This window comes from Candidatus Nitrospira salsa (assembly GCF_965152625.1).
Genome location: NZ_CBCUCO010000002.1, coordinates 1,721,089 through 1,739,057 on the forward strand (window position 1 = coordinate 1,721,089; position 17,969 = coordinate 1,739,057).

Here is a 17,969-nt window from a genome sequence, read left to right on the forward strand (position 1 = left end):
TCTTCTGCTAGATCATTGCTTTATTTTTCATTTTTGATTTTGTATGCCAAACACCAGCACAAGAACGCAAATATCTCACATTTGACGACTTTTGAAAAATATTACATTCACACCCATAAATGACATGATATTCATACAAATTATGATCATTTTCAAATAAAAAGTATGCCATGCCGAATATCGATTTGGGCGATCCATACGAGACATATGTGAAAGGGCTGCTTCACACCGGCCTGTATAGTACCTATGCGGAGGTGGGCAAGGATGTAATTCGCCTACACATGAACCATGAAACCAATGCCAAGCGTCTGGCATCGATCAATGCGGCCCTAGCCGATGGAGAAGCCGATATTCAAGCCGGACGTGTCAAAACATATAGCCCTAGATTAATTAACCAATTGACAGACGAAGTTTTACATAAAGAAAAAATATATCGTTCGGCTTTCGGAGCGGGCACAAAAGGACTTCAAGGCTATTCAGCGCTACACGTTCAAACGATACGGTGAAAAACAGGCATTGAAATATTCAAAACTGATTAAATCAGGTCTCGAGAAAATTCCTCAAAATCCTGTGCTGTATGGCCACTTTCGCTACGATATTCCTGAACAGTACAAATCTCATCAAGTTGGCAAACACAGCATCACTTACCGCATAGACGAAAACAAAATATTCATCGTTACTATATTGCATAGAAGCATGGATTTTGAAAACCAGCTTTCATGAAATAATCGCAAGCGCTCATCAATACACAGCACCCACCAATAGAGTCAGGGCAAAATTTCCTGCCTAGCGTTTCTCTGCTTGCGCTTGTCGTGATCACATAAGACTCCACACCGTTGTAAAATGGCTAATACAACCTGCCGTTGTCCTCTTATGTTACGATTGACATAGAACTCTTTAACCTTGGAGGGTCTACATGGAAGGAGCAGCCGTTACTGAATTTGACCACCCCACGTTTCACCTTGCTGTGGCGCAATTTGATCAAGCAGCCCAAGCCATGGAACTTGATCCCAACTTCAGAGAACGACTCAAAGCCCCACAACGAGCTTTGACCGTCAGCCTCCCTGTCCGCATGGACGACGGTTCGGTCAAAGTGTTTATGGGCTATCGAGTACAACATGACTCAGCCCGAGGTCCCTGTAAAGGGGGAATTCGCTATCACCCTGAAGTCAATCTCGGTGAGGTCGCCGCCCTGGCAATGTGGATGACCTGGAAAACCGCCATCGCCGGTCTTCCTTATGGCGGCGCTAAAGGTGGCATAAAAGTATCACCCAGCATCCTCTCTCAGGGCGAACTTGAACGATTAACCCGTCGCTACGCGGCGGAAATCTTTCCGATCATCGGACCTAACAAGGATATTCCGGCGCCTGATATCGGAACCAATGCTCAGGTTATGGCCTGGCTGATGGATACCTACAGTGAACAAGTGGGATTTGCGGTTCCCGGTGTCGTGACAGGAAAACCTTTAGCCATTGGTGGAAGCGCTGGGCGGGAAGAAGCCACTGGTCGAGGAGTGGTGAACGTGACGCTGGAAGCCCTCAAACATCTCAATATCGAGCTATCTAAGACCACAGTCGCCATACAAGGCATGGGCAATGTCGGCTCTCATACTGCTCGAATCATCAGCGAAGCGGGAGCCAAGATCATCGCAATCAGTGACCAGAATGGGGGCCTCTACAATTCACACGGGTTAAATATTCCAGACATTCTGAAACGCTACCAGGAAGAGAAACAATCCCTCAATTCCATGCATACACTGGGCGATCCTCTGACCAACGAAGAATTATTAACAACAGACTGTACAGTGCTCATTCCCGCAGCGGTCGCAGAACAAATCACACAGCACAACGCTCGGAACATTCGCTGTCGGATCTTAGTCGAAGCCGCAAATGGACCAACCACTCTTGAAGCTGATTCACTCTTGGCTGATCGGGATATCTTCATCATCCCCGATATTCTGGCTAATTCAGGCGGGGTCATTGTGTCGTACTTTGAATGGGTACAAGATGTTCAGAGATTTTTCTGGAAGGAGGCGGATATTCACGAACGACTAAAAGAAATCATCGTGTCCGCCTTTCAACGAACCTTGGACTATGCACAGGAGAAAAAGACCACTATGCGGATGGCTGCGCTCATGAACGGAATCGATCGAGTCGCGCAAGCCCATCAGTTACGAGGCTTGTACCCCTAAAGCACAAAACGCATTATATAGAATCGAAAACTTCTAGGAAATGCTATAGATTCGACAACTCCCCTGAACAAATCTTCATCACCGTGGAGAAAAACTCCAGGGCTTGAGGTTTTCATGTTGGAAGAAGTCGCGACCTATGATTAGGCAAGTCAAGATGAGACATCCCTCGCTGGTGAATTTGAGTTGGACGAGTGTGATCGTGGTGAATGAGTAACGTTTAGTATAGATTGATGATTCATCTTCATATATAATTAGGCTTAAGGTTATCGTCCCAGCTCTCCAAAAAATTTAAACAGGTACGGCGCTGTCGCCGGACTCCAGACCTCAAAGGTGGATCTAGCTATGTTCGAACAACAGCTCATGAAGGTTCAAAAAGACCAAGGTTTTATCGGGGCTCTCGATCAGAGCGGCGGCAGCACGCCGAAGGTACTCCGACAGTTTGGCGTCAGTGAGGACGAATACTCTGGTAATGACGAGATGTTCGCCAAGATCCATGAGATGCGAACCCGCATCATGACCAATCCGAATTTTAACGGTGACCGTATTCTTGGCGCGATCTTATTCGAGGATACCATCAATCGCAAGATTGACAGTAAGGGCGTCGCCGAGTACCTGTGGGAAGATAAACGAATCGTTCCGTTCTTGAAGGTCGACAAGGGTCTTGCGGACGAGGCGAACGGTGTTCAGTTGATGAAACCGATTCCAGACCTGGATTCGTTGCTCTCACGCGCCAAGGAACACAACGTGTTTGGCACCAAGATGCGATCTGTCATCAAGACTGCCGACGCATTAGGCATACAGGCCATTGTCAATCAGCAGTTTGAAATCGGGTTGCATATTATTGCTGCAGGCCTGATCCCAATAATCGAGCCTGAAATAGACATCCACTGCCCGCAGAAGGCTGAAGCCGAAGCATTGCTCAAAGCAGAGCTGCTCAACCACTTAAACAGACTAAACTCCAATCAGCAGGTCATGCTAAAACTTACGTTACCCGAAGAAGACGGTTTCTACGCCGAGTGCATCGAGCATCCGAATGTCTTGCGAGTCGTGGCACTATCGGGTGGGTACTCGCTGAATGAGGCATCAGAACGTCTCACACGCAACAAGGGCATGATTGCTAGCTTCTCCCGCGCATTAGCCGAGGGGCTGACGGTGCAACAGACCGAAGAAGAGTTCAGCGCGACTTTGAATAATTCAATCGAGAGAATCTTCCAAGCCTCGAAGACCTAAGAACGTCTGCCCAAGCGATATCCGACTCAGAACCTAGCCACTCGTCTTATTCAGGATTATCGATTCGCTTCCGGAGTTCAATGAGTTCCCGTTCCATCGCCTCAAATCGCTCGGCAATAGGATCTGGAATATTTATATGATCCATCGTCGCCTCAGGAATACGCTCCCCTTCATACTTCACGACACGACCGGGATTCCCAACAACGGTTGAATTGGCAGGCACAGAACGCAGCACCACGGCATTAGCCCCGATTTTCACATTGTCCCCGATCGTGATTCCGCCAAGCACTTTGGCTCCTGCCCCCACCACCACATGATTGCCCAGAGTCGGATGGCGTTTTCCACGTTCTTTTCCTGTCCCGCCTAACGTCACCCCCTGAAAGAGTGTCACGTAATCGCCGACTTCTGTCGTCTCACCAACAACGACGCCCATCCCATGATCGATAAAAAACCCTTTCCCAATCTCGGCTCCTGGATGGATTTCAATGCCAGTCAACCAACGCGCGACTTGGGAGATGAACCGTGGGAAAAATGGGATGTGTCGGCACCTGAGTGAATACGCCACACGATGTGCCAATAACGCATGAAAGCCTGAATACGTCAGAAACACTTCCCAGCGGCTTGTGGCCGCTGGATCACGTTCAAACACTGCTTGTAAGTCTTGCGCAATAAACTTAAACATGGGAAGCCACTGCAAGCTATCTCGATCGTGATGGCTTCAGATTTTATTGAAGGCTTTAGATCTCAATAGTCGGGTTATCGCTGTATCAACATATTGCTTACATTGTCCGTACGAATGGGCATGATATCAGACACTATTATCAGTTGAAACCACAATCATGCCGCCCTACCCGCTATTATGAGGAGGAGGTCCGCACCTCGTCAATGAGACAGACCGCTTGCGTGGCAATACCCTCTTGGCGTCCAATCATCCCAATCCCTTCACCACTTTTGACTTTCACATTCACATGCCCCGAATCAACATGGAGGACTTCAGCCATACGTGCAGCCATTGGCTCAAGGTAGGGACCTAATTTTGGAGATTGTGCCATAATCACCGTATCAAGATTGACAAGATAGTACCCTTTTTGTGCAAGCATCTCTGCAATATCCTGCAACATCGTCAGACTAGAAAGATCTTTAAACTGAGGGTTGGAACTTGGATACCGTTTTCCCAAATCCCCTTCGCCCATAGCCCCCAGCAAGGCATCACAGACAGCATGCACTAGCGCATCAGCATCAGAATGCCCATCAAGGCCATGTGTATGCGAGATCTCGATGCCGCCCAATATCAAACGGCGTCCCTCTTTGAGGGGATGAATATCATATCCTTGACCAATTCTCATTATTGATTTACTGACTTTCTTGGGTTGTTCGACTTAAAAGAATCGATTCGCCTAGCGCTAAATCCTCAGGTCGTGTCATTTTCATATTCAGTGAACTGCCATGGACAATTGTAACTGGATAACCAAGCTGCTCTATAAGCCCGGCATCATCCGTCGCATCAAGATTCTTCTCCTCCGCCATCTTATGGGCTTCCACTAACCACGAATAACGAAACACTTGAGGGGTTTGGGCCAACCACAATTGTTCACGAGGAAGCGTTTCCGTGACAACGCCGCGCTCATTGACTCGTTTGACGGTATCTTTCATGGGAATGGCCACAAGCGACGCGCCATGCATACACGCTGATTTCACCGCCTGTTCAACAATTTCACGTGAGACAAAAGGCCGCACACCATCGTGAACCACAACAAAATCAGGCTGATTCTGAAAGGCCAACACCCCGTTTCGAACTGAATCTTGGCGACGACGTCCACCTGGAACAATGTGCGTGACTTTTTGAATATCAAATCGATCGACAACCGCTTCTTGACAATACTGCCTGTCGGCCTCAGGAATCACCACAATAATTTCGGAAATGCTTTCAACCGCATCAAGCGTTTGTAGGGAATACACTAAGAGAGGAATACCGCCAAGAGAGAGAAATTGCTTCGGCGTGGCTCCTCCCATTCGGACGCCTCGACCGGCAGCGGGAACCACCGCAACCACGTGATGAGGAGCCTGTTCGAGATTAGCGATCGTCACGGGAGAGTGCCCAGTACACGGTACAACCAAATCTTTTCAGTGCATAATAGGACACATGGATTCTGAAAATGGACTCGCCTTACTGCCTATCTCTAATTACAGGTGTCCTGGTGAGTCAGAGGTTTCGATTGTTTGAGGCGAATAGTTGTGCTAGGACACGACACGGCTACATTCATCGCGTGCAACTGCGGGATTCCTTAGCTCTGTATGAGCAACCCCTCTCGAATATAGCAATGACAGGTGTCCCCGTAAACGAAAAGGATCGGAAGATATGGTCAATCCAGTGCGCTCGCAGTAGACCGGTCTAATCTTGGACCGGTTCCTACACACGCGCGAAGCTTAACTCCTCCCGTTCAGTTTCTTCTTTGAGGCGAGTAAAGATCATACGGCCGGCACTGGTCTGCAACACACTCGTGACCAAAACATCGACATTCTTTCCGATGGCACGCTTGGCATGGTCAACCACTACCATTGTTCCGTCATCGAGATAGGCAATGCCTTGTCCCGCTTCTTTGCCTTCCTTCAAGACAAACACTCTCAATGTTTCACCAGGTAGGACGACGGGCTTTAACGCATTACATAATTCGTTAATATTCAGAACTTTGACACCTTGCAGTCCGGCAACTTTATTCAAATTCAAATCATTGGTCAGAATCTTCGCATCAATTTTTTTGGCTAACTCTACCAGCTTGGTATCGACTTCTTTGACGTGAGGGAAATCATCTTCAACAATGTCAATTTTGACATTGGCCATTTTCTGCATGCCATTCAGGATGTCCAGACCACGGCGTCCACGTGCGCGCTTTAAGCTATCGGACGAGTCAGAAATATGTTGCAGTTCTAATAAAATAAACTGCGGAACGACCATCGTCCCTTCAATAAAACCCGTTTCGCACAAATCGGCAATACGTCCATCAATGATCACACTGGTATCTAATAGCTTGAGCGTGAAGTCCGGCTCTTTCGAAGCTTCAGCTTCAGTGGCAGCTTGCTCAGCGGACGATACAGCAATCAATGTTTCCGTTCCATAACGCATACCAACGATCAGGCCAAGATAGGGCAATGTTAACATCATCATCAGTCCACCAAAGTGGCCAATCAAAGATGATGAATCGAGCATCAGACCTGCCATGCGAACGAAGAATCCAGCGACCAGAAGACCTCCTCCCAATCCCACGGCTCCCCACACTGACATCGGAAGCGGAACATTCCCCAGACGCTGTTCCAAACCAATCATTCCTGCACAGACGGCAACCCCCAGACCAGCACCGACCAGAAGATACAAAGGCTCTCCTGCACCGACACTGAATCCCACTCCCATCCCTGAGAGTATTCCCACCACCAAAAAGATGGTACGGAGAATCATAAGCTACCCCTCTTTTTTCCTAAGATTGTTGTTCACGTCCGCATACATTCTTGGACCTGTTCGACATTTTCCCGACTCCCAATCACCAGAGGCACGCGCTGATGAAGCATTTTTGGTTGAATGGAGTTGATGGGCTCAACTCCAGTACTTCCTATTCCACCAGCCTGTTCAATCACAAAGCTTAAAGGAGCCGCTTCATACATGAGTCGAAGCTTTCCCTCTGGTTTATTCATCTCCCCAGGGTAGAGATACACGCCACCTTTGAGGAGAATTCGATGAACATCAGCAACAAGGCAACCTGTATACCGCAATCCATAGGGACGATGAGTCGCTGAATCCGTTTGCTTAATATCGTTGATATATTGCTGCATCCCACGGGACCATTTCTGACAATTGCCTTCATTGACGCTATAAATCTTCCCACGTGAAGGCATTTGAATATTCCTGGCCGTCAAGAAAAATTCACCAAGTTCTGGTTCAAGTGTAAATTCATGAACCCCTTTCCCGCAGGTGTAGACGAATACGGTATTGGTTCCGTATAAAAAATACCCACCACCAACTTGCTCAGAGCCAGCCTTCAGAAGATCTTGCTCTTTATGTCCTGAGCTCTCCTCAGATAAGCGATGGAGAGAGAAAATAGACCCTAACGGTGCATCCACATCAATATTGGAAGAACCATCCAAGGGGTCTAGGTACAGCGCATACTTGCCTGAGCGCTGAGCATCAGAAAAGACATGTGGTTTTTCCATCTCTTCAGAGACCATCGTCTTCACGATCTCATTGGCTTTAAATACTTTTATGAAAATCTCATTGGCCCGTTCATCTAATTTCTGAACTTCCTCACCCTGAATGTTAGTCTCACCAGTTGAACCCAACACATCAATGATTCCAGCATGTCGTAAATCGCGGGCAATCATCTTGCCCGCAATCCCTAAATTCATCATGATATGAGAAAATTCGCCCGTGGCTTCGGGAGGAAAGGCATCTTCTTTCAGAATGTGAGACGTAAGCGATATGGGTTCGTGAATCATCCGTGACTCATTATATATGAGAGGAGCGATGGAATTTTACGTATTATAGACCTTTTCATGGATTGGGGCAACGGATGAGGGGAGATCAACCACGATCTTTCTTCTCAGAATTCTCGAAAACCACCGTCGTGTTGGCCTGGGGCTTCGGGTGAGATAGTCGCAAGGTTAACAATAAGACGATCCGTGAGGAACTGTTTTCACCAAATTTCAGATGATTCGATTTATTGATAGCTGTTCTGGAAAACCGACTCGTTCGTATAATTTGTAGGCTTAAGACTTAAGGGAGTGTTGACAGTCCTTGAGTACTGCTTCGAGAAACGTTCGCATACGTTGAAGGTGTTGAGGAGTGGAAGCTTCAAACCGAAGCACCAAAGCCGGCTGAGTATTCGATGCACGTATAAGCCCCCATCCTTCATCAAATGTTACCCGAATTCCATCAATCGTCAAGATTTTTTGAATGGTTAGCGATGGATCATCAGGGTGGGGTGCCTTCGCAAGATGCTGGATACGCTCAATGACCGCATCAACCAATTGAAACTTCTGTTCATCGGAACACTCGACACGAATTTCTGGTGTGACAGAGGTCTGGGGCACATCAGCCAACAGGCTCGAAAGAGATTGTCGAGTTTTCGCGAGAATTTCGATTAACCGACAGGACGCATAAATGGCATCATCGTATCCGAAATATCGATCGGCAAAAAACATATGACCAGACATTTCTCCTGCGAGGGCCGCCTGCTCTTCCTTCATCTTTGCCTTGATCACGGAATGGCCGGTTTTCCACATAATCCCTCGCCCTCCGCGTTTTTCGATATCATCGTATAACAACTGAGACGCTTTGACTTCCGAAATAAACGTACTGCCAGGATGAGACGCCAACACATCTCTGGCAAAGAGCAATAAGAGTCGATCCCCCCAGAGGATATTTCCCTGTTCGTCAATGGCACCAATACGGTCCGCATCTCCGTCGTACCCAATGCCGACGTGCGCACCATGCTGCCTGACGGCTTGAATCAAGTCTTGAAGATTGTCGACCACAGTGGGGTCTGGGTGATGATTCGGGAAACGCCCATCTAAATCACAGTACAATCCTGTCACAGTACACCCCAACTGCTCTAACGCTTCTTTGGCGACAAGGGAAGCCGCCCCATTTCCACAATCAATGACCACATGAATCCCGCTCCCATCAAGCGAGGCAAAGCTGTCCTTGAGATAGGCCAAATAATCTGAAATGATAGGAGAATCAATCACGGTCCCGTTTCCGCTAGAGTATTTTCCAGAGTCGATGATCTGACGTAAGCGTTGAATACCGTCTCCATACAACGCATTTTTTCCCATACACATCTTAAACCCATTGTACTCGGCTGCATTATGACTTCCTGTGATCATAATGCCTCCATCCACGTCACGCTGGAATAATGAAAAATATAAAAGCGGCGTTGCACAGACTCCAATATCGACGACATTGACGCCTCCAGCCGTTAAGCCCTTGATCAAACGATCTCGTAATTCCGGTGATGTCAGCCTTCCATCCCAGCCAACCGCAACGGTCTTGATACCTTGTTCCTGCCCCAAGGTGGCATACCCTCTCCCCACCAGTTCGGCAGTATCAACCGTCAGATCCTGTCCAACAATGCCTCGGATATCATATTCTCGAAAGATTCGCTGATTCACAGATTTCGCATTTAACACACTCATGTCGTCGCTCCTCTACCAAAATCATCTTGAAAACGCACGATATCATCCTCACCGAGGTATGGACCGTTTTGCACTTCAATAATTTCTAATACATCCTGGCCTGGATTCTCTAAACGATGAGGCGTTTCGAGAGGAATTCCGGTGCTTTGACCGGCATTGAGGTCATACACCTCATCGCCACACGTCACCCGCGCTCTCCCATTGATGACCACCCAATGTTCAGTTCGCTTATGGTGCAACTGTAGAGAAAGCCGACGTCCCGGCATGACGGTAATTCGTTTGACTTTATACCCCGGCGCTTCCTCTAACACGGTATAGGCACCCCAAGGCCGCATCACCGTCACATGCTCCAAATGCTCTGGAGCATTTCGTTTCTTTAACTCCTGAACCACCTGTTTAACGTCTTGCGCTCTGGACTTTGGACAGATCAATGTCGCATCGGGTGTATCAACCACCACCATATCAGACAAGCCTATGGTTGCCACCATCCGACGATCTGCAAACAAAACAGAATTGGTACTCCCAATATCCATAATGTTGCCGTTCAAGACATTTCCTGATCGATTACGAGGCGCGACTTCTTCGAGACTCCCCCAACTTCCAACATCAGACCAGCCAAAATCAACGGGTATCACCGCTGCTTGCGAGGAATGTTCCATGACTCCATGATCAATCGAGACAGACTCTAAACGATGATACTGTTTCGCAATGCCTGCCCTTGCTGCACCATCTTGAATCATGGCCGCAATCCGCTTGAGTCCCTTCACCAGTGCCGGCTTTTGCCGTTCAAGTTCCTGCAACACCACCGATGCCTTCCACATAAAGATGCCGCTATTCCAAAAGAAGTTTCCTGATTGAACATAGCGTTGCGCCTTAGATAAGTCCGGTTTTTCGACAAAGCGTGCCACACGATACCCGGTCATTTTTCCTCGACTCCCGACACGAGACCGCTGATTGGGCTGGATATACCCATACCCGGTTTCTGGCCGCGACGGGTGAATCCCGAATGTCACTAAATTTCCCTGCATCGCCATTTGCGCACCAAGGTTCACAGCTTGCTGAAATATTGCTGGCTTGGCAATCACATGATCAGCCGGCAATACCACCATGACGGCATCAGGATCGCGATGAAGTAGTTGGAGCGCAGCCAGCCCAATAGCTGGAGCGGTATTCCGACCTTCAGGTTCGAAGATAATGTTTCCAGACAATTCATCTTTCCAAGTCGCGAGTTGTAAGGTGATTGAGTCAGCTTGATTTTGGTTCGTGACCACCACAATTCGGTCAGCTGACATAGAACGTAGGAGTCGTCGAACCGTCTGCTGGATAAGAGTTTCCTCTCCAATAATTCGCAACAGTTGTTTCGGAAATCGTTCACGGCTCAATGGCCAAAAACGCGTACCGCTGCCACCAGCTAAGATCACACCATACAAATGAGTGTTTGTCATGAATTCATACCATTTATCTTTCTTTAGTCCTGAGTCATGTTCCACACACGACTTTCATGATTTAACTCGGTCTACTTCCCGGATGAATGAAGAGCTTGCTCCATATTTGAGTTACCGAAATAACGGTTGTGCTCCCCGGGTAGATAAAATAAGATCGGCCACTTCGCGGACAGCCCCGTCTCCACCTCCATGACGACAAATATAATGCACAACCCTTCGAACAGGATCCATACCGTCTGCAGGAGTAGCCGCAAACCCAACATGCCGTAAAGCTTCCAGGTCGTTCACATCGTCGCCCATATAAGCGACTTCACTCAGAGACAGATCATACTTCAACACCAGAGCGTGAAGGACTGACAATTTATCTCGGATACCTTGGTGTACTTCTGGAATGGCAAGCTTTTTGGCTCGCCTTTGGACAATTTTCGTCTGTTCCATTGTGACAATGGCCGTAATAATGTTTTCAGCCTGCAACAGCTTGATTCCCATGCCGTCTCGCGTTTGAAATTTCTTCAACTCCTCTCCGGATTCTCCATAATACATCCCACCGTCAGTCAGGACGCCATCAACATCTAAAGCCACCAAACGAATACGCTGCAAGACCTTTTTTCGCGCAGCGGCAGTGAGGACTTTCTTAGATGGACGACGAGTCGACAATCCTGGCATCAATTCCCTCCCAAATGAATTAACACGTTTTGGCCATAGATACACATTGCCTCTGAGTCAAGCAAACACTCTTACATGCCGCTTGCGACCTCACGTGGCCGAAAACTTTACCAGCGTAACAGACTCTTGCCAAGAGGCAAGACATTTCCCTTGGATAACGACCACCGTATCCAAAAATTATTCAAGAGAGGCTTTCATCTTCCATGAATTCAGAATCAGTGATATGATCAAAGGATACGTCGTTATTCAGATGACTGACTCTGCAAGCTTCGAAAAATTCCTTTGGCATATTTTCCACAAAATTTTCGTATCAAAAGAAAGACATTATGGGGAAATATTTTAGTTGGTTCTTACTGATTGGAACGATGGTTTTCCTTGTTGGCTGTTCATCGCAAGAATCTCGTCATGAATCTCAAAGCAGCTTAGACTCTCTTCTGTGCTGGCTTCGTCCCTCGTGTCTTCCCGCTCAATCATCGTCAACGCCTCCCCCATCCCCTGCCCCACAAAAAAAGTTCCCTAAAGACCGACCCTCACCTCAACAGGTGGCTAAGCCCAAAGTACCACCGCCACCGCCATGCGTCACAACGGTCAAGACCACAATTACGAACCAGAAACCTTCCATTACCATTTCATACGTCGAACCAGACACACAAGTTGATGGAACACCATTGCACAACCTTGCCAAAACCACCATTTACCATAATCAGGGAAAAGGATTTATTAAAACCAAAGACGTGCCGGCAACGAATCCCAAAGGAGGCGGAACCATAACGGAAACGTTCTCCATTGATGTCGGTCCTCGAAAAGAAGTTGAAGCCACAATTTGCGTCACAGCCACCAATCAGTCTGGGAAAGAGGGATAGCACAACCGGGAACCGTCACCAGGAAGATGCTGGAAGACGTGTCGGCGTCCGATCAGACCCATGGGCACCATTATTTCCATAGCATCGGGAAAAGGCGGAGTAGGGAAAAGCGTCATCGCGAGCAATCTCGCACTGCAGTTTTCACGGCAAGGTCAAAAAGTTGTGTTAGTCGACCTTGATATCGGAGGGGCAAATCTCCACATTCTTTTCGGAAATCTTTCTCCTTCCCCTACGCTCTCGGATTTCCTCGAACGCCAAACAGATTCGCTCGATGCCGTCGTCCATACCATTCCTTGGGCGGAAGGCCTTGGATATATTCCCGGTACGGGTAATACCCTGGGAGGCGGAAACCTTCTCCATAGTAAAAAACTACGGTTACTCCGTCACCTGAAAAACCTTGATGCCGATATCGTTATCCTGGACTGTGCCCCAGGCACCAACTATCATACGTTAGACTTTTTTCTGGCGGCAGACTTCTATGTCACCGTCGCCACTCCAGATCCGACCTCCGTAATCGAAGTCTATCGATTCATCAAGTTGGCAGCTATTCGGAAAGTCATGACTCATCTTTCCATCCGGCTTCATGGTGAAATACGACAATCGCTGGTGAATCAGGAATTCTCGAATATCCAAGACGTGCTCGAAGCGTTTGCGCCCACAAACGAGGTACAGAAAACTGAAGCCCTCGCTATTCTTAATACCTTTTACCCTTACTTTATTCTAAATCGTGCGAATACTAACAGTAAGTTTTCAACCTCGTCGCTGCAACAAGTCCTCTTAGAATTCTTGGGTACAGAGTTGGTCGTGCTCGGAGAAATTCCGCAAGATGATGTCGTAACACACTCTATCAGAAATTATTTACCCGTAATCGACTGGGCCCCAACCTCACCCGCATCGACAGCCCTCACTCAAACCTTTTATGCCTTACAACAACGTCTTCTCACGCAGAGCCCACACAGGTCACCGTCTACTAAGATTCTCCAACAACCCATCAAAAATTGACGAGCCAACTTGCGCGTCACTCTGGAACCAGTCTGTACCCGTTTGCCTTCATGCATCGGTTGATTTCCAGCCCTAACGATACGGTATCCTTTGACCATCCGTTTTCTCGTCGAAGCTTTTCTTCAGTACACCTCGCATGAACCACATTCGCATTTTCTTGGCCAGGCTCATCCGTCACCCACACCCCCTGCGTACACTGACCATAGGGATGACAAATTCGTTCAGCCCGATCGCGTCCATATTGGGGAGCGGCATAACTCTGCCACGTGTCTGCAATACATCCGTTTAACGCGAATGCCCCCACTACTACACCGAAAATTATTCGCCACTGTATCTCCATACACCATCCCCCATTACGATCCTCTTTAACGTTGTCAATTCCGTCAGAATTGTTGGCTAACAAACCCGAACATGCCTTCAACTGCTATATCGGATATTTGGCGGAATCAAAAGAGGGGAAAATGCTCTCACATGCAATTTGAGTCTTGACGTCAACATCGTCAAGACCAATTGCACTTAACAGACCCATTAAATTTGACCTTGAAGCCACGCCCATGTCATTCCAAGATATTCATGCATGGCCATATCAGCAAGTCGCAAACCAGAAGACCCTGGAATCCAGGACCAAATGGAAAATGTCCGCTCCGGCTTCCAATGTCCAATGGGAGACGGCACGGGAAACAAATTATATTTTGCAAACAATTTCATGGCTCGCGGCATATGATAGGCGGACGTCACCAGGATAAACGGTTCATCTTTCACTAAAGCAGAAACAAAACGGGGATGATCTTTCGTGTCACGAGACTGAACTTCCAACACAATGTCAGACTTCTTCACCCCGTACGTTTGTGCCACGCGGCTCAACACCGTGGCTTCCGGAACGGGTTGAAAGCCAATCCCCCCAGTCAGAATGAGTTGGCTGCCTGGTAAAAGACGATAGAGACGAATCCCTTCTAATAAACGTTCTCGAGACGCATGCAAAATTTGGAGATGGAGGGGCAACGTCGGATCTCCTGTCAAACCACCGGCAAGGACAACAATCTGAGGAGACTTCGATGATTTCGAAGGAACCGACAACGTTTGAATTTGCGATGACGTCAGAGGAACATATTGAGATTCAAGGGTTTGGAGAATTCGACCAGATATCGCTTCGGTACTCAATGCCGTCAATAACACAAACCCGACACTCACCAATATCTTTCCCAACCACTTCTTCTTCGTTACCCACAACAACAAGAGCCCAATACCAGTAAGCTCTAGACACAGCGGAAGCGGTAAGAGCATTTGCCCAACAATTTTCTTCATCAAAAACATCACGCCCTCACAGTTACTCCCACACAAACCCACAACAACAACTTGCTAAAAACCATTGAGAAATGCCGGACAAACAATGAGATCTCAATAGATCATTATTTTTGCATAGTGAATTCTTCGATGGCCTGCCTCATGCATTTTCGTCTATCCCAGATCCTGATGCAATCACAACATCCCACTGCACTAGAATAGACAAATTAGGAACTTCTGACTATAGCGAATGCGAATAATTGCTCGATGAGGGTCTTCTAGAGCAAGACTCAGGCAAAAGCATCCGTACTTGAAAGGTGGCTCTCTTTATTGAACGTACAGAGACAAGACCTCTATGTCTATTAATGGAAACTGCGGCAAATAACGAGAGGAATTGCCAGAAGAAGAATTTATTCAGGGAGAGAGCAGGCGAGAGTCATATCATTGAGACGTTGTGCAAAATGTTGAGTGGCCTGGGCCAACCTCCTTTGGGCTTGAATGACTTCCTTGATGGCCACCCCTCCATGCGACCGATGGTTCACACAATGAATGGTTCCACCGGCAAACCCACGGTTCCCTTTTCGACAGGTTTCTAATCCATCAGGAAACAGCTTCAACGTTAACTTTGATTGGTACACGCGATTATGTTTCTGCACCACATCTTTTCGTGCTTGGCTGAGTAAGGTCATCGACTCAGCACAGGCATAACTCCAAATTTCCGCACTGAGTAAAGTTGGCATGGCCCACAACATCATAAACAGGAGTGCCGTCAGCATATATTTAATGCGATAACCGGAAAACTTCATATACACACCATATTCATGGTTCATGAGCTTCCACTGGGACAAGCTTTATCCCATTTAAAGGTGTTCACAAGCGAAAAAACCATCCCTCTTTTGAGGGGAATTGCAGCAACAGCTATTTAAGGACAATGGCTGGAGGTGCCACTTGACAAGGATTCTCCCAAAATGCAACCATTGGTTGCATGAAGTCCGAAACACTCAAAAAAATACGGAAGAACCTAGGCTTGACGCAACAAGAACTGGCCGATCACTTACAAACAACCCGTACGACGATTGCCCGCTATGAATGTGGAGATCGACGCATTCCTGGCATGATTGAAGTTGCACTCGCCCAACTCGGTGCTCCGCTTCAGGTTCCCATGGCTGGCATCGTCGCAGCCGGAATTCCCATCGAACCGATTCCGCAAACAGAGTTCGTTGAAGTTCCTCATGCCATGTTGACCAGTGAAAAGACTTTTGCGCTTCGCGTGAAAGGGGAATCGATGAAAGACGATGGGATCTTGCCAAATGATTTAGTGATTATCCGGAAGCAAGAAACGGCACAAAACGGTCAAACCGTTGTCGCACTTCTCAACAACGAAGCCACAATCAAAAGATATTATCGAAGAGACAATCAGATAGAGCTTCAACCGGCGAATTCAACAATGGCGTCTATTTGGGTAAAACCTCAGGACGAGTTTCGGCTTGAAGGTATACTCATCGGTGTGATTCGGTACTGTGAATAATCATTCAACAAAAGGGTATCATGCTATGAGCAACATTTTTGCATCAACAACGTCTCGACACATGTGGATGAACAAATTGCGTTCGCTTTTCTTTCAACAAACTCCGTCACACACACTTCCCAGGCCCAACATTCGCCTCAACTATATTCAACTGACCTTACCCTTTCACTGAGACAGGGGACACGGGCTCTGGATACGGAGACCACCCGCCACCAAGGGCTTTGTACAGCTGCACAATGGAGACGAGGTGAAGGCGGTGCGTTTCTGCAAGGGATAATTCCGCATCAAAGAGACTTCGTTTGGCAATGAGCACATCAATATAACTGGTCACGCCACCCTGATAACGAAGACTAGCCAGACGTAAGGCCGATCGTAAGGCCTCGACTTGTTCAATCTGAGCCTGCCGCTGAACACGAGCGGTCTGAACAGCAATCAACGCATCTTCCACCTCTTTGAATGCAACAAGAATAGTTTGCTCGTATTGTGCAAGGGCTTGCCTAGCCTGAGCTTCAGCCACATCTTGTTGGAACCCGAGTGCTTCAGCATTAAGCAGTGGACCGACGAGATCGAACCCAGCCGCACCAAAATCCGCGTCCGACTGAAAGAGATTCGAAAGACGTGGGCTTGCGACCCCAAGAATGCCGGTGAGTGTCACCTTCGGAAAACGATCAGCCTTGGCCACGCCGATTCTTGCCGTCGCCGCAGCCAGTTCTTGTTCAGCCTGGAGAACGTCTGGACGACGTTGAAGTAGCTCGGAAGGCAGGCCGGCCGGGACTTCCGGCGGAAAGACTTGGTCGGTCAGAATTGTTCCTCGCTCAATTTTAGTAGGATTTCTCCCTAACAGAACACTGAGCTCATTTTCTTTTTGTGTCATTGAGCGTTCAAGCTCAGCAACTCGTGCTGCCGCATTGGCTCGTTCTGCCTCGAACTGATCCGCATCAAGCCTTGAGGTGACTCCTCGCTTTAATCTCGCGCTGGCAATCCTCACAGACTCTTCCCAGGACTCAAGCGTTCGTCTCGCAATATCAAGCTGCATATCGAACTGCAAAACATCGAAGTAGGCTTGGGCCACGCCACTCACAAGACCAAGGACCACCGCTCGTCGATTTTCTTCACGAGCCAGAAGATCCGCCAGGGCAGCTTCTGTCGATCGGCGAATCCGTCCCCAGACATCGAGCTCCCAAGCCAGATCGCCAAGAAGCGAATAATTAAACGTGCCAGGCGCTGCCGGAAAACGAAATCCGCCTTTGGTTCTGCCAAGAGCCGGGAATCGTGCACTACCCGTCACCTGAGGGGCAAAGTCAGTCCTGGCCACGTAAAGACGAGCTTCAAATTCTTCGATGCTCGCAACAGCCTGTTGAAGGTCTCTATTTCCCTCGAGGGCCGTCTGAACAAGTTTCTGTAGTGTGGAATCTTTCAAGAGTTCCCACCATGGCAGATTCGCGAGTGATTCCAGAGAACTCGACGTTTCCGACTGGCGAAAATTCTCAGGCACCTCAAGCTCAGGCTGGGAATAGTCCGGCCCCACAGCACAGGCGCCTAAAAATGTAAAAACGATGACAGCAAGAAACAGCATT

At 48.0% G+C, this 17,969-nt stretch carries 19 protein-coding genes; 7 read left to right on the forward strand and 12 right to left on the reverse strand.

Annotation, left to right across the window (positions count from 1 at the left end):
- The first annotated feature begins 170 nt into the window (after positions 1-170).
- From ACWQXP_RS09720 to ACWQXP_RS09735, 4 genes are all read left to right on the forward strand, one after another.
- The gene (locus ACWQXP_RS09720) at positions 171-506 is read left to right on the forward strand and encodes a type II toxin-antitoxin system ParD family antitoxin (RefSeq protein WP_454062622.1); all 336 of its coding nucleotides are present in this window, start codon (positions 171-173) and stop codon (positions 504-506) included.
- Entirely contained in the window at positions 475-723 is a 249-nt protein-coding gene (locus tag ACWQXP_RS09725; protein WP_454063018.1) for a type II toxin-antitoxin system RelE/ParE family toxin, read from the forward strand. The genes ACWQXP_RS09720 and ACWQXP_RS09725 overlap by 32 nt, the downstream gene beginning before the upstream one ends.
- Positions 724-916: 193 nt before the next feature.
- Entirely contained in the window at positions 917-2,191 is a 1,275-nt protein-coding gene (locus ACWQXP_RS09730; RefSeq protein WP_454062623.1) for a Glu/Leu/Phe/Val family dehydrogenase, read from the forward strand.
- 342 nt (positions 2,192-2,533) lie between these two features.
- A complete protein-coding gene (locus ACWQXP_RS09735) occupies positions 2,534-3,421 on the forward strand; it encodes a fructose bisphosphate aldolase (protein ID WP_454062624.1) in 888 nt (295 codons plus the stop codon).
- 46 nt (positions 3,422-3,467) lie between these two features.
- On the opposite strand, the gene epsC is transcribed toward ACWQXP_RS09735, so the two are convergent.
- From epsC to ACWQXP_RS09775, 8 genes are all read right to left on the reverse strand, one after another.
- Positions 3,468-4,103: a serine O-acetyltransferase EpsC gene (gene epsC / locus ACWQXP_RS09740; protein ID WP_454062625.1), complete on the reverse strand. Its 636-nt coding sequence runs from the start codon at positions 4,101-4,103 to the stop codon at positions 3,468-3,470.
- Between the two features lie 175 nt (positions 4,104-4,278).
- Positions 4,279-4,770: a 2-C-methyl-D-erythritol 2,4-cyclodiphosphate synthase gene (gene ispF, locus ACWQXP_RS09745; RefSeq protein ID WP_454063019.1), complete on the reverse strand. Its 492-nt coding sequence runs from the start codon at positions 4,768-4,770 to the stop codon at positions 4,279-4,281.
- Positions 4,771-4,774: 4 nt separating this feature from the next.
- Entirely contained in the window at positions 4,775-5,509 is a 735-nt protein-coding gene (ispD, locus tag ACWQXP_RS09750; RefSeq protein WP_454062626.1) for a 2-C-methyl-D-erythritol 4-phosphate cytidylyltransferase, read from the reverse strand.
- A gap of 322 nt (positions 5,510-5,831) precedes the next feature.
- Positions 5,832-6,875, reverse strand: a complete 1,044-nt coding sequence (locus ACWQXP_RS09755) for a TRAM domain-containing protein (protein WP_454062627.1) — start codon at positions 6,873-6,875, stop codon at positions 5,832-5,834.
- Between the two features lie 32 nt (positions 6,876-6,907).
- The gene (fbp, locus tag ACWQXP_RS09760; RefSeq protein WP_454062628.1) at positions 6,908-7,906 is read right to left on the reverse strand and encodes a class 1 fructose-bisphosphatase; all 999 of its coding nucleotides are present in this window, start codon (positions 7,904-7,906) and stop codon (positions 6,908-6,910) included.
- Positions 7,907-8,176: 270 nt separating this feature from the next.
- Complete coding sequence (locus tag ACWQXP_RS09765; protein WP_454062629.1) at positions 8,177-9,604, reverse strand: phosphomannomutase/phosphoglucomutase; 1,428 nt, start codon at positions 9,602-9,604, stop codon at positions 8,177-8,179.
- Positions 9,601-11,049 carry a mannose-1-phosphate guanylyltransferase/mannose-6-phosphate isomerase gene (locus tag ACWQXP_RS09770; RefSeq protein WP_454062630.1) on the reverse strand — a complete coding sequence of 483 codons (1,449 nt, stop codon included), beginning with the start codon at positions 11,047-11,049 and terminating at the stop codon, positions 9,601-9,603. The genes ACWQXP_RS09765 and ACWQXP_RS09770 overlap by 4 nt, the downstream gene beginning before the upstream one ends.
- A gap of 111 nt (positions 11,050-11,160) precedes the next feature.
- Entirely contained in the window at positions 11,161-11,715 is a 555-nt protein-coding gene (locus ACWQXP_RS09775) for a KdsC family phosphatase (protein WP_454062631.1), read from the reverse strand.
- Positions 11,716-12,041: 326 nt separating this feature from the next.
- On the opposite strand from ACWQXP_RS09775, the gene ACWQXP_RS09780 reads away from it, so the two are divergent.
- Entirely contained in the window at positions 12,042-12,578 is a 537-nt protein-coding gene (locus ACWQXP_RS09780) for a hypothetical protein (protein WP_454062632.1), read from the forward strand.
- A 60-nt stretch (positions 12,579-12,638) separates the two neighbouring features.
- A complete protein-coding gene (locus tag ACWQXP_RS09785; protein ID WP_454062633.1) occupies positions 12,639-13,580 on the forward strand; it encodes a P-loop NTPase in 942 nt (313 codons plus the stop codon).
- A gap of 16 nt (positions 13,581-13,596) precedes the next feature.
- On the opposite strand, the gene ACWQXP_RS09790 is transcribed toward ACWQXP_RS09785, so the two are convergent.
- The 3 genes from ACWQXP_RS09790 to ACWQXP_RS09800 form a co-directional block, all read right to left on the reverse strand.
- The gene (locus ACWQXP_RS09790; protein WP_454062634.1) at positions 13,597-13,920 is read right to left on the reverse strand and encodes a hypothetical protein; all 324 of its coding nucleotides are present in this window, start codon (positions 13,918-13,920) and stop codon (positions 13,597-13,599) included.
- A 188-nt stretch (positions 13,921-14,108) separates the two neighbouring features.
- The gene (locus ACWQXP_RS09795; RefSeq protein WP_454062635.1) at positions 14,109-14,885 is read right to left on the reverse strand and encodes an ElyC/SanA/YdcF family protein; all 777 of its coding nucleotides are present in this window, start codon (positions 14,883-14,885) and stop codon (positions 14,109-14,111) included.
- Between the two features lie 389 nt (positions 14,886-15,274).
- Positions 15,275-15,670, reverse strand: coding sequence for a hypothetical protein (locus ACWQXP_RS09800; protein ID WP_454062636.1), 396 nt, complete (start codon positions 15,668-15,670; stop codon positions 15,275-15,277).
- Positions 15,671-15,849: 179 nt separating this feature from the next.
- Here ACWQXP_RS09800 and lexA point away from each other — a divergent pair, with 179 nt between their 5' ends.
- The gene (gene lexA / locus ACWQXP_RS09805) at positions 15,850-16,392 is read left to right on the forward strand and encodes a transcriptional repressor LexA (protein ID WP_454062637.1); all 543 of its coding nucleotides are present in this window, start codon (positions 15,850-15,852) and stop codon (positions 16,390-16,392) included.
- Between the two features lie 157 nt (positions 16,393-16,549).
- Here lexA and ACWQXP_RS09810 read toward each other — a convergent pair whose 3' ends face one another.
- Positions 16,550-17,968: an efflux transporter outer membrane subunit gene (locus ACWQXP_RS09810; RefSeq protein ID WP_454062638.1), complete on the reverse strand. Its 1,419-nt coding sequence runs from the start codon at positions 17,966-17,968 to the stop codon at positions 16,550-16,552.
- Position 17,969: the final 1 nt, after the last annotated feature.